Origin of the sequence: Escherichia sp. 94.0001, from assembly GCF_013369155.2 — a bacterium.
GTDB classification, from domain to species: Bacteria; Pseudomonadota; Gammaproteobacteria; order Enterobacterales; family Enterobacteriaceae; genus Escherichia; species Escherichia coli_F.
The window spans coordinates 15,602-26,172 of record NZ_JABWMS020000062.1 but is presented as its reverse complement, the minus strand read 5'-3'; the positions used below and the strand labels follow the sequence as shown (position 1 = coordinate 26,172).

Here is a 10,571-nt window from a genome sequence, read left to right as displayed (position 1 = left end):
ACGGTCTGCGTTTCGCAATCCGTGAAGGCGGCCGTACCGTTGGCGCGGGCGTTGTTGCTAAAGTTCTGGGCTAATTACACGTTAATTAGTTTCGAATTAAAAAGGGCGCTTCGGCGCCCTTTTTGCTGCCCGTAATTTGAGCTCGAAATATTTAGTCGTAATTTCACTCGCTGAACTATGGCGCAAATTAAACTGTGCTATTGTAATCATAACCATTCTCATTTACACTTTGCGCAGAATTTGAACGGGAGCAATCATGTACGTTTGTTTGTGTAATGGTGTAAGTGACAAAAAAATTCGCCAGGCAGTCCGTCAGTTTCATCCGCAATCTTTCCAACAATTGCGTAAGTTTATTCCTGTGGGAAATCAATGCGGTAAGTGCATTCGCGCCGCGCGCGAAGTGATGCAGGACGAGTTGATGCAGATGCCAGAATTTAAAGAGATTGCCTGAAGCCCACGCTTATTTTTTGACATCCCGCTAGCCCCATCTACGCTCTAATAGTGGAAGCGGAGGGACTATAAAATGAAAGGTGATGTTAAAATCATAAATTATCTCAATAAACTATTGGGAAATGAGCTTGTCGCAATCAATCAGTATTTTCTCCATGCCCGGATGTTTAAAAACTGGGGCCTGATGCGTCTCAATGACGTCGAATACCATGAATCTATTGATGAGATGAAACACGCTGATAAATATATCGAGCGTATTTTGTTTTTAGAAGGAATCCCTAACTTACAGGATTTAGGCAAACTGGGGATTGGTGAAGATGTCGAGGAGATGCTGCAATCCGACCTGCGATTAGAACTGGAAGGCGCGAAGGATCTCCGTGAGGCTATCGCGTATGCCGACAGCGTTCATGACTATGTTAGCCGTGATATGATGATCGAGATCCTTGCCGATGAAGAAGGTCATATTGACTGGCTCGAAACTGAGCTGGATCTCATCGGTAAAATCGGTTTACAAAATTACCTGCAATCACAAATAAAAGTTAAAGATTAACGGCCTGCCAGCAAACTATCCCAGCCTACAACGAAACCCGCAGCCGCCAGAAATGGCCCAAACGGCAGCGGGTTTTTTAATGAATCTTTTCCTCTCATGAGCAGACCAATAACTACGGCTCCGCAAGCGAATGAGGCAGCAAGGAAAACCAGTCGTGGCAAGAAGGTCCATGTATGCCAGGCACCAAGGGCGGCGAGAAACTTCACATCACCATAGCCTAATCCTTCTTTATGACGCAGTATGCGATACCCCCAGTAAATGACAGCGAATGTGCCGTAACCAATAATCGCCCCCCATAACGCATAGGCTAAACCGTCAGGATTACAAACCTGATAGAACAAAAGACCTGACCAGAGTAACGGGCACGTAAATCTGTCAGGTAACAAGCCATGCTTTGCATCCCAGAAAAAAAGTAGGGCTGATAAACAAGCGTACAAAATCAGAAAGGGAAGGGTAGCGTCCATAAAACATCCTCTGTAATTGGAGTATCACCATCGAATAACTCCGGATGCTCAGCAACGGAGAAATCGCTGATTTGTTAACCTGGTTCCGGTGAAAAACGCTATCTTCACAACCTTACAAATTTCGTGGAATACAGCTCGCAATCTGCGCGTTGCGATTAATTTCTACCCGATGCTTGCGTCTGGCTCAGATTTGCGTATAATGCGCGGGCTTGTCGTAGTTGACAGCAGGTTCAATCTGAACCTCAGTTAGCCGAATTTGGCTACCTAACAATGCTCCCAATCGGGGAGCTACGTAAGAACGGTTACACTCTCCCATCAATCGTAATGGGTCTGAGGAGTAATCATTTTCGTTTATAAAATAATTGGAGCTCTGGTCTCATGCAGAACCAAAGAATCCGTATCCGCCTGAAAGCGTTTGATCATCGTCTGATCGATCAAGCAACCGCGGAAATCGTCGAGACTGCCAAGCGCACTGGTGCGCAGGTCCGTGGTCCGATCCCGCTGCCGACACGCAAAGAGCGCTTCACTGTTCTGATCTCCCCGCACGTCAACAAAGACGCGCGCGATCAGTACGAAATCCGTACTCACTTGCGTCTGGTTGACATCGTTGAGCCAACCGAGAAAACCGTTGATGCTCTGATGCGTCTGGATCTGGCTGCCGGTGTAGACGTGCAGATCAGCCTGGGTTAATCAGGTCATTGAGCGATTGAGAGGTTGAAACAATGATTGGTTTAGTCGGTAAAAAAGTGGGTATGACCCGTATCTTCACAGAAGACGGCGTTTCTATCCCAGTAACCGTAATCGAAGTTGAAGCAAACCGCGTTACTCAGGTTAAAGACCTGGCTAACGATGGCTACCGTGCTATTCAGGTAACCACCGGTGCTAAAAAAGCTAACCGTGTGACCAAGCCTGAAGCTGGCCACTTCGCTAAAGCTGGCGTAGAAGCTGGCCGTGGTCTGTGGGAATTCCGCCTGGCTGAAGGCGAAGAGTTCACTGTAGGTCAGAGCATTAGCGTTGAACTGTTTGCTGACGTTAAAAAAGTTGACGTAACTGGCACCTCTAAAGGTAAAGGTTTCGCAGGTACCGTTAAGCGCTGGAACTTCCGTACCCAGGACGCTACTCACGGTAACTCCTTGTCTCACCGCGTTCCGGGTTCTATCGGTCAGAACCAGACTCCGGGCAAAGTGTTCAAAGGCAAGAAAATGGCAGGTCAGATGGGTAACGAACGTGTAACCGTTCAGAGCCTTGACGTAGTACGCGTTGACGCTGAGCGCAACCTGCTGCTGGTTAAAGGTGCTGTCCCGGGTGCAACCGGTAGCGACCTGATCGTTAAACCAGCTGTGAAGGCGTAAGGAGATAGCAATGGAATTAGTATTGAAAGACGCGCAGAGCGCGCTGACTGTTTCCGAAACTACCTTCGGTCGTGATTTCAACGAAGCGCTGGTTCACCAGGTTGTTGTTGCTTATGCAGCTGGTGCTCGTCAGGGTACTCGTGCTCAGAAGACTCGTGCTGAAGTAACTGGTTCCGGTAAAAAACCGTGGCGCCAGAAAGGCACCGGCCGTGCGCGTTCTGGTTCTATCAAGAGCCCGATCTGGCGTTCTGGTGGCGTGACCTTTGCTGCTCGTCCGCAGGACCACAGTCAAAAAGTTAACAAGAAGATGTACCGCGGCGCGCTGAAAAGCATCCTGTCCGAACTGGTACGTCAGGATCGTCTGATCGTTGTCGAGAAGTTCTCTGTAGAAGCGCCGAAAACTAAGCTGCTGGCACAGAAACTGAAAGACATGGCTCTGGAAGATGTGCTGATCATCACCGGTGAGCTGGACGAAAACCTGTTCCTGGCTGCGCGCAACCTGCACAAGGTTGACGTACGCGATGCAACTGGTATCGACCCGGTTAGCCTGATCGCCTTCGACAAAGTCGTAATGACTGCTGATGCTGTTAAGCAAGTTGAGGAGATGCTGGCATGATTCGTGAAGAACGTCTGCTGAAGGTGCTGCGTGCACCGCACGTTTCTGAAAAAGCGTCTACTGCGATGGAAAAATCCAACACCATCGTACTCAAAGTTGCTAAAGACGCGACCAAAGCAGAAATCAAAGCTGCTGTGCAGAAACTGTTTGAAGTCGAAGTCGAAGTCGTTAACACCCTGGTAGTTAAAGGGAAAGTTAAACGTCACGGACAGCGTATCGGTCGTCGTAGCGACTGGAAAAAAGCTTACGTCACCCTGAAAGAAGGCCAGAATCTGGACTTCGTTGGCGGCGCTGAGTAAGTCGGAGGAGTAATACAATGGCAGTTGTTAAATGTAAACCGACATCTCCGGGTCGTCGCCACGTTGTTAAAGTGGTTAACCCTGAGCTGCACAAGGGCAAACCTTTTGCTCCGTTGCTGGAAAAAAACAGCAAATCCGGTGGTCGTAACAACAATGGCCGTATCACCACTCGTCATATCGGTGGTGGCCACAAGCAGGCTTACCGTATTGTTGACTTCAAACGCAACAAAGACGGTATCCCGGCAGTTGTTGAACGTCTTGAGTACGATCCGAACCGTTCCGCGAACATCGCGCTGGTTCTGTACAAAGACGGTGAACGCCGTTACATCCTGGCCCCTAAAGGCCTGAAAGCTGGCGACCAGATTCAGTCTGGCGTTGATGCTGCAATCAAACCAGGTAACACCCTGCCGATGCGCAACATCCCGGTTGGTTCTACTGTTCATAACGTAGAAATGAAACCAGGTAAAGGCGGTCAGCTGGCACGTTCCGCTGGTACTTACGTTCAGATCGTTGCTCGTGATGGTGCTTATGTCACCCTGCGTCTGCGTTCTGGTGAAATGCGTAAAGTAGAAGCAGACTGCCGTGCAACTCTGGGCGAAGTTGGCAATGCTGAGCATATGCTGCGCGTTCTGGGTAAAGCAGGTGCTGCACGCTGGCGTGGTGTTCGTCCGACCGTTCGCGGTACCGCGATGAACCCGGTAGACCACCCACATGGTGGTGGTGAAGGTCGTAACTTTGGTAAGCACCCGGTAACTCCGTGGGGCGTTCAGACCAAAGGTAAGAAGACCCGCAGCAACAAGCGTACTGATAAATTCATCGTACGTCGCCGTAGCAAATAATTTTAGAGGATAAGCCATGCCACGTTCTCTCAAGAAAGGTCCTTTTATTGACCTGCACTTGCTGAAGAAGGTAGAGAAAGCGGTGGAAAGCGGAGACAAGAAGCCCCTGCGCACTTGGTCCCGTCGTTCAACGATCTTTCCTAACATGATCGGTTTGACCATCGCTGTCCATAATGGTCGTCAGCACGTTCCGGTATTTGTAACCGACGAAATGGTCGGTCACAAACTGGGTGAATTCGCACCGACTCGTACTTATCGCGGCCACGCTGCTGATAAAAAAGCGAAGAAGAAATAAGGTAGGAGGAAGAGATGGAAACTATCGCTAAACATCGCCATGCTCGTTCTTCTGCTCAGAAGGTTCGCCTTGTTGCTGACCTGATTCGCGGTAAGAAAGTGTCGCAGGCTCTGGATATTTTGACCTACACCAACAAGAAAGCGGCTGTACTGGTCAAGAAAGTTCTGGAATCTGCCATTGCTAACGCTGAACACAACGATGGCGCTGACATTGACGATCTGAAAGTTACGAAAATTTTCGTAGACGAAGGCCCGAGCATGAAGCGCATTATGCCGCGTGCAAAAGGTCGTGCAGATCGCATCCTGAAGCGCACCAGCCACATCACTGTGGTTGTGTCCGATCGCTGAGACTCTGGAGACTAGCAATGGGTCAGAAAGTACATCCTAATGGTATTCGCCTGGGTATTGTAAAACCATGGAACTCTACCTGGTTTGCGAACACCAAAGAATTCGCTGACAACCTGGACAGCGATTTTAAAGTACGTCAGTACCTGACTAAGGAACTGGCTAAAGCGTCCGTATCTCGTATCGTTATCGAGCGTCCGGCTAAGAGCATCCGTGTAACCATTCACACTGCTCGCCCGGGTATCGTTATCGGTAAAAAAGGTGAAGACGTAGAAAAACTGCGTAAGGTCGTAGCGGACATCGCTGGCGTTCCTGCACAGATCAACATCGCCGAAGTTCGTAAGCCTGAACTGGACGCAAAACTGGTTGCTGACAGCATCACTTCTCAGCTGGAACGTCGCGTTATGTTCCGTCGTGCTATGAAGCGTGCTGTACAGAACGCAATGCGTCTGGGCGCTAAAGGTATTAAAGTTGAAGTTAGCGGCCGTCTGGGCGGCGCGGAAATCGCACGTACCGAATGGTACCGCGAAGGTCGCGTACCGCTGCACACTCTGCGTGCTGACATCGACTACAACACCTCTGAAGCGCACACCACTTACGGTGTAATCGGCGTTAAAGTGTGGATCTTCAAAGGCGAGATCCTGGGTGGTATGGCTGCTGTTGAACAACCGGAAAAACCGGCTGCTCAGCCTAAAAAGCAGCAGCGTAAAGGCCGTAAATAAGGAGCGTCGCTGATGTTACAACCAAAGCGTACAAAATTCCGTAAAATGCACAAAGGCCGTAACCGCGGTCTGGCGCAGGGTACGGATGTTAGCTTCGGCAGCTTCGGTCTGAAAGCTGTTGGCCGTGGTCGTCTGACTGCACGTCAGATCGAAGCAGCACGTCGTGCTATGACCCGTGCAGTTAAGCGTCAAGGTAAGATCTGGATCCGTGTGTTCCCGGACAAACCGATCACTGAAAAGCCGCTGGCAGTGCGTATGGGTAAAGGTAAAGGTAACGTGGAGTATTGGGTTGCCTTGATTCAGCCGGGTAAAGTCCTGTATGAAATGGACGGTGTTCCGGAAGAGCTGGCCCGTGAAGCATTCAAGCTGGCAGCAGCGAAACTGCCGATTAAAACCACCTTTGTAACTAAGACGGTGATGTAATGAAAGCAAAAGAGCTGCGTGAGAAGAGCGTTGAAGAGCTGAACACCGAGCTGCTGAACCTGCTGCGTGAGCAGTTCAACCTGCGTATGCAGGCTGCAAGTGGCCAGCTGCAACAGTCTCACCTGTTGAAGCAAGTGCGTCGCGATGTCGCACGCGTTAAGACTTTACTGAACGAGAAGGCGGGTGCGTAATGACCGATAAAATCCGTACTCTGCAAGGTCGCGTTGTTAGCGACAAAATGGAGAAATCCATTGTTGTTGCTATCGAACGTTTTGTGAAACACCCGATCTACGGTAAATTCATCAAGCGTACGACCAAACTGCACGTACATGATGAGAACAACGAATGCGGTATCGGTGACGTGGTTGAAATCCGCGAATGCCGTCCGCTGTCCAAGACTAAATCCTGGACGCTGGTTCGCGTTGTAGAGAAAGCGGTTCTGTAATACAGTACACTCTCTCGATACGAATAAACGGCTCAGAAATGAGCCGTTTATTTTTTCTACCCATATCCTTGAAGCGGTGTTATAATGCCGCGCCCTCGATATGGGGATTTTTAACGACCTGATTTTCGGGTCTCAGTAGTAGTTGACATTAGCGGAGCACTAAAATGATCCAAGAACAGACTATGCTGAACGTCGCCGACAACTCCGGTGCACGTCGCGTAATGTGTATCAAGGTTCTGGGTGGCTCGCACCGTCGCTACGCAGGCGTAGGCGACATCATCAAGATCACCATCAAAGAAGCAATTCCGCGTGGTAAGGTCAAAAAAGGTGATGTGCTGAAGGCGGTAGTGGTGCGCACCAAGAAGGGTGTTCGTCGCCCGGACGGTTCTGTCATTCGCTTCGATGGTAATGCTTGTGTTCTTCTGAACAACAACAGCGAGCAGCCTATCGGTACGCGTATTTTTGGGCCGGTAACTCGTGAGCTTCGTAGTGAGAAGTTCATGAAAATTATCTCTCTGGCACCAGAAGTACTCTAAGGAGCGAATCATGGCAGCGAAAATCCGTCGTGATGACGAAGTTATCGTGTTAACCGGTAAAGATAAAGGTAAACGCGGTAAAGTTAAGAATGTCCTGTCTTCCGGCAAGGTCATTGTTGAAGGTATCAACCTGGTTAAGAAACATCAGAAGCCGGTTCCGGCCCTGAACCAACCGGGTGGCATCGTTGAAAAAGAAGCCGCTATTCAGGTTTCCAACGTAGCAATCTTCAATGCGGCAACCGGCAAGGCTGACCGTGTAGGCTTTAGATTCGAAGACGGTAAAAAAGTCCGTTTCTTCAAGTCTAACAGCGAAACTATCAAGTAATTTGGAGTAGTACGATGGCGAAACTGCATGATTACTACAAAGACGAAGTAGTTAAAAAACTCATGACTGAGTTTAACTACAATTCTGTCATGCAAGTCCCTCGGGTCGAGAAGATCACCCTGAACATGGGTGTTGGTGAAGCGATCGCTGACAAAAAACTGCTGGATAACGCAGCAGCAGACCTGGCAGCAATCTCCGGTCAAAAACCGCTGATCACCAAAGCACGCAAATCTGTTGCAGGCTTCAAAATCCGTCAGGGCTATCCGATCGGCTGTAAAGTAACTCTGCGTGGCGAACGCATGTGGGAGTTCTTTGAGCGCCTGATCACTATTGCTGTACCTCGTATCCGTGACTTCCGTGGCCTGTCCGCTAAGTCTTTCGACGGTCGTGGTAACTACAGCATGGGTGTCCGTGAGCAGATCATCTTCCCAGAAATCGACTACGATAAAGTCGACCGCGTTCGTGGTTTGGATATTACCATTACCACTACTGCGAAATCTGACGAAGAAGGCCGCGCTCTGCTGGCTGCCTTTGACTTCCCGTTCCGCAAGTAAGGTAGGGTTACTAAATGGCTAAGCAATCAATGAAAGCACGCGAAGTAAAACGCGTAGCTTTAGCTGATAAATACTTCGCGAAACGCGCTGAACTGAAAGCGATCATCTCTGATGTGAACGCTTCCGACGAAGATCGTTGGAACGCTGTTCTCAAGCTGCAGACTCTGCCGCGTGATTCCAGCCCGTCTCGTCAGCGTAACCGCTGCCGTCAAACAGGTCGTCCGCATGGTTTCCTGCGGAAGTTCGGGTTGAGCCGTATTAAGGTCCGTGAAGCCGCTATGCGCGGTGAAATCCCGGGTCTGAAAAAGGCTAGCTGGTAATTGTCACCAATTGAATCACGGGAGTAAAGACAGATGAGCATGCAAGATCCGATCGCGGATATGCTGACCCGTATCCGTAACGGTCAGGCCGCGAACAAAGCTGCGGTCACCATGCCTTCCTCCAAGCTGAAAGTGGCAATCGCCAACGTGCTGAAGGAAGAAGGTTTTATTGAAGATTTTAAAGTTGAAGGCGACACCAAGCCTGAACTGGAACTTACTCTGAAGTATTTCCAGGGCAAAGCTGTTGTAGAAAGCATTCAGCGTGTCAGCCGCCCAGGTCTGCGCATCTATAAACGTAAAGATGAGCTGCCGAAAGTTATGGCGGGTCTGGGTATCGCAGTTGTTTCTACCTCTAAAGGTGTTATGACTGATCGTGCAGCGCGCCAGGCTGGTCTTGGTGGCGAAATTATCTGCTACGTAGCCTAATCGGAGGAAAAAATGTCTCGTGTTGCTAAAGCACCGGTCGTTGTTCCTGCCGGCGTTGACGTAAAAATCAACGGTCAGGTTATTACGATCAAAGGTAAAAACGGCGAGCTGACTCGTACTCTCAACGATGCTGTTGAAGTTAAACATGCAGATAATACCCTGACCTTCGGTCCGCGTGATGGTTACGCAGACGGTTGGGCACAGGCTGGTACCGCGCGTGCCCTGCTGAACTCAATGGTTATCGGTGTTACCGAAGGCTTCACTAAGAAGCTGCAGCTGGTTGGTGTAGGTTACCGTGCAGCGGTTAAAGGCAATGTGATTAACCTGTCTCTGGGTTTCTCTCATCCTGTTGACCATCAGCTGCCTGCGGGTATCACTGCTGAATGTCCGACTCAGACTGAAATCGTGCTGAAAGGCGCTGATAAGCAGGTGATCGGCCAGGTTGCAGCGGATCTGCGCGCCTACCGTCGTCCTGAGCCTTACAAAGGCAAGGGTGTTCGTTACGCCGACGAAGTCGTGCGTACCAAAGAGGCTAAGAAGAAGTAAGGTAACACTATGGATAAGAAATCTGCTCGTATCCGTCGTGCGACCCGCGCACGCCGCAAGCTCCAGGAGCTGGGCGCAACTCGCCTGGTGGTACATCGTACCCCGCGTCACATTTACGCACAGGTAATTGCACCGAACGGTTCTGAAGTTCTGGTAGCTGCTTCTACTGTAGAAAAAGCTATCGCTGAACAACTGAAGTACACCGGTAACAAAGACGCGGCTGCAGCTGTGGGTAAAGCTGTCGCTGAACGCGCTCTGGAAAAAGGCATCAAAGATGTATCCTTTGACCGTTCCGGGTTCCAATATCATGGTCGTGTCCAGGCACTGGCAGATGCTGCCCGTGAAGCTGGCCTTCAGTTCTAAGGTAGAGGTGTAAGATGGCTCACATCGAAAAACAAGCTGGCGAACTGCAGGAAAAGCTGATCGCGGTAAACCGCGTATCTAAAACCGTTAAAGGTGGTCGTATTTTCTCCTTCACAGCTCTGACTGTAGTTGGCGATGGTAACGGTCGCGTTGGTTTTGGTTACGGTAAAGCGCGTGAAGTTCCAGCAGCGATCCAGAAAGCGATGGAAAAAGCCCGTCGCAATATGATTAACGTCGCGCTGAATAACGGCACTCTGCAACACCCTGTTAAAGGTGTTCATACGGGTTCTCGCGTATTCATGCAGCCGGCTTCCGAAGGTACCGGTATCATCGCCGGTGGTGCAATGCGCGCCGTTCTGGAAGTCGCTGGGGTTCATAACGTTCTGGCTAAAGCGTATGGTTCCACCAACCCGATTAACGTGGTTCGTGCAACTATCGATGGCCTGGAAAATATGAATTCTCCAGAAATGGTCGCTGCCAAGCGTGGTAAATCCGTTGAAGAAATTCTGGGGAAATAAACCATGGCAAAGACTATTAAAATTACTCAAACCCGCAGTGCAATCGGTCGTCTGCCGAAACACAAGGCAACGCTGCTTGGCCTGGGTCTGCGTCGTATTGGTCACACCGTAGAGCGCGAGGATACTCCTGCTATTCGCGGTATGATCAACGCGGTTTCCTTCATGGTTAAAGTTGAGGAGTAAG

24 protein-coding genes are annotated in these 10,571 nt (G+C 49.9%); 23 read left to right on the top strand and 1 reads right to left on the bottom strand.

Going from position 1 to position 10,571, the window contains the following annotated elements:
* The 3 genes from HEN33_RS20180 to bfr form a co-directional block, all read left to right on the top strand.
* On the top strand, positions 1-74 hold a 74-nt coding region (locus tag HEN33_RS20180; protein WP_001680644.1), incomplete at its 5' end, for an EF-Tu C-terminal domain-related protein.
* Positions 75-256: 182 nt separating this feature from the next.
* Positions 257-451 (top strand): bacterioferritin-associated ferredoxin, encoded by a 195-nt coding sequence (bfd, locus tag HEN33_RS20175; RefSeq protein WP_000289090.1) that lies wholly within the window; start codon positions 257-259, stop codon positions 449-451.
* Positions 452-523: 72 nt separating this feature from the next.
* A complete protein-coding gene (gene bfr, locus HEN33_RS20170; protein WP_000675515.1) occupies positions 524-1,000 on the top strand; it encodes a bacterioferritin in 477 nt (158 codons plus the stop codon).
* Here bfr and HEN33_RS20165 read toward each other — a convergent pair.
* Entirely contained in the window at positions 997-1,464 is a 468-nt protein-coding gene (locus HEN33_RS20165; protein ID WP_000340160.1) for a prepilin peptidase, read from the bottom strand. The two genes, bfr and HEN33_RS20165, sit on opposite strands and share 4 nt — an antisense overlap.
* A gap of 378 nt (positions 1,465-1,842) precedes the next feature.
* Here HEN33_RS20165 and rpsJ point away from each other — a divergent pair, with 378 nt between their 5' ends.
* From rpsJ to rpmD, 20 genes are all read left to right on the top strand, one after another.
* Positions 1,843-2,154: a 30S ribosomal protein S10 gene (rpsJ, locus tag HEN33_RS20160; RefSeq protein ID WP_001181004.1), complete on the top strand. Its 312-nt coding sequence runs from the start codon at positions 1,843-1,845 to the stop codon at positions 2,152-2,154.
* A gap of 32 nt (positions 2,155-2,186) precedes the next feature.
* The gene (gene rplC / locus HEN33_RS20155) at positions 2,187-2,816 is read left to right on the top strand and encodes a 50S ribosomal protein L3 (RefSeq protein WP_000579833.1); all 630 of its coding nucleotides are present in this window, start codon (positions 2,187-2,189) and stop codon (positions 2,814-2,816) included.
* A 10-nt stretch (positions 2,817-2,826) separates the two neighbouring features.
* Positions 2,827-3,432 carry a 50S ribosomal protein L4 gene (gene rplD, locus HEN33_RS20150; protein ID WP_000424395.1) on the top strand — a complete coding sequence of 202 codons (606 nt, stop codon included), beginning with the start codon at positions 2,827-2,829 and terminating at the stop codon, positions 3,430-3,432.
* Entirely contained in the window at positions 3,429-3,731 is a 303-nt protein-coding gene (rplW, locus tag HEN33_RS20145; protein WP_000617544.1) for a 50S ribosomal protein L23, read from the top strand. The genes rplD and rplW overlap by 4 nt, the downstream gene beginning before the upstream one ends.
* Before the next feature lie 17 nt (positions 3,732-3,748).
* Positions 3,749-4,570, top strand: a complete 822-nt coding sequence (gene rplB, locus HEN33_RS20140) for a 50S ribosomal protein L2 (protein ID WP_000301864.1) — start codon at positions 3,749-3,751, stop codon at positions 4,568-4,570.
* A 16-nt stretch (positions 4,571-4,586) separates the two neighbouring features.
* Complete coding sequence (rpsS, locus tag HEN33_RS20135) at positions 4,587-4,865, top strand: 30S ribosomal protein S19 (protein WP_001138117.1); 279 nt, start codon at positions 4,587-4,589, stop codon at positions 4,863-4,865.
* 14 nt (positions 4,866-4,879) lie between these two features.
* On the top strand, positions 4,880-5,212 hold the full coding sequence (gene rplV / locus HEN33_RS20130) for a 50S ribosomal protein L22 (RefSeq protein WP_000447529.1): 333 nt from the start codon (positions 4,880-4,882) through the stop codon (positions 5,210-5,212).
* A gap of 17 nt (positions 5,213-5,229) precedes the next feature.
* Positions 5,230-5,931, top strand: coding sequence for a 30S ribosomal protein S3 (gene rpsC, locus HEN33_RS20125; protein WP_000529945.1), 702 nt, complete (start codon positions 5,230-5,232; stop codon positions 5,929-5,931).
* A 12-nt stretch (positions 5,932-5,943) separates the two neighbouring features.
* The gene (rplP, locus tag HEN33_RS20120; protein ID WP_000941212.1) at positions 5,944-6,354 is read left to right on the top strand and encodes a 50S ribosomal protein L16; all 411 of its coding nucleotides are present in this window, start codon (positions 5,944-5,946) and stop codon (positions 6,352-6,354) included.
* Positions 6,354-6,545, top strand: a complete 192-nt coding sequence (rpmC, locus tag HEN33_RS20115; protein ID WP_000644741.1) for a 50S ribosomal protein L29 — start codon at positions 6,354-6,356, stop codon at positions 6,543-6,545. Before rplP ends, rpmC begins: the two co-directional genes overlap by 1 nt.
* Positions 6,545-6,799: a 30S ribosomal protein S17 gene (rpsQ, locus tag HEN33_RS20110; protein WP_000130100.1), complete on the top strand. Its 255-nt coding sequence runs from the start codon at positions 6,545-6,547 to the stop codon at positions 6,797-6,799. The genes rpmC and rpsQ overlap by 1 nt, the downstream gene beginning before the upstream one ends.
* Before the next feature lie 164 nt (positions 6,800-6,963).
* Positions 6,964-7,335: a 50S ribosomal protein L14 gene (gene rplN / locus HEN33_RS20105; RefSeq protein WP_000613955.1), complete on the top strand. Its 372-nt coding sequence runs from the start codon at positions 6,964-6,966 to the stop codon at positions 7,333-7,335.
* A 10-nt stretch (positions 7,336-7,345) separates the two neighbouring features.
* Positions 7,346-7,660, top strand: a complete 315-nt coding sequence (gene rplX, locus HEN33_RS20100; RefSeq protein WP_000729185.1) for a 50S ribosomal protein L24 — start codon at positions 7,346-7,348, stop codon at positions 7,658-7,660.
* Between the two features lie 14 nt (positions 7,661-7,674).
* A complete protein-coding gene (gene rplE / locus HEN33_RS20095; protein WP_001096200.1) occupies positions 7,675-8,214 on the top strand; it encodes a 50S ribosomal protein L5 in 540 nt (179 codons plus the stop codon).
* A gap of 14 nt (positions 8,215-8,228) precedes the next feature.
* Complete coding sequence (gene rpsN / locus HEN33_RS20090) at positions 8,229-8,534, top strand: 30S ribosomal protein S14 (protein ID WP_001118930.1); 306 nt, start codon at positions 8,229-8,231, stop codon at positions 8,532-8,534.
* Positions 8,535-8,567: 33 nt separating this feature from the next.
* Positions 8,568-8,960, top strand: coding sequence for a 30S ribosomal protein S8 (rpsH, locus tag HEN33_RS20085; RefSeq protein WP_000062611.1), 393 nt, complete (start codon positions 8,568-8,570; stop codon positions 8,958-8,960).
* Positions 8,961-8,972: 12 nt separating this feature from the next.
* The gene (gene rplF, locus HEN33_RS20080; protein ID WP_000091945.1) at positions 8,973-9,506 is read left to right on the top strand and encodes a 50S ribosomal protein L6; all 534 of its coding nucleotides are present in this window, start codon (positions 8,973-8,975) and stop codon (positions 9,504-9,506) included.
* 9 nt (positions 9,507-9,515) lie between these two features.
* Positions 9,516-9,869 carry a 50S ribosomal protein L18 gene (rplR, locus tag HEN33_RS20075; RefSeq protein ID WP_000358960.1) on the top strand — a complete coding sequence of 118 codons (354 nt, stop codon included), beginning with the start codon at positions 9,516-9,518 and terminating at the stop codon, positions 9,867-9,869.
* Positions 9,870-9,883: 14 nt separating this feature from the next.
* Positions 9,884-10,387, top strand: coding sequence for a 30S ribosomal protein S5 (gene rpsE, locus HEN33_RS20070; protein WP_000940121.1), 504 nt, complete (start codon positions 9,884-9,886; stop codon positions 10,385-10,387).
* 3 nt (positions 10,388-10,390) lie between these two features.
* The gene (rpmD, locus tag HEN33_RS20065; protein WP_001140433.1) at positions 10,391-10,570 is read left to right on the top strand and encodes a 50S ribosomal protein L30; all 180 of its coding nucleotides are present in this window, start codon (positions 10,391-10,393) and stop codon (positions 10,568-10,570) included.
* The last annotated feature ends 1 nt before the right edge of the window (position 10,571 follow it).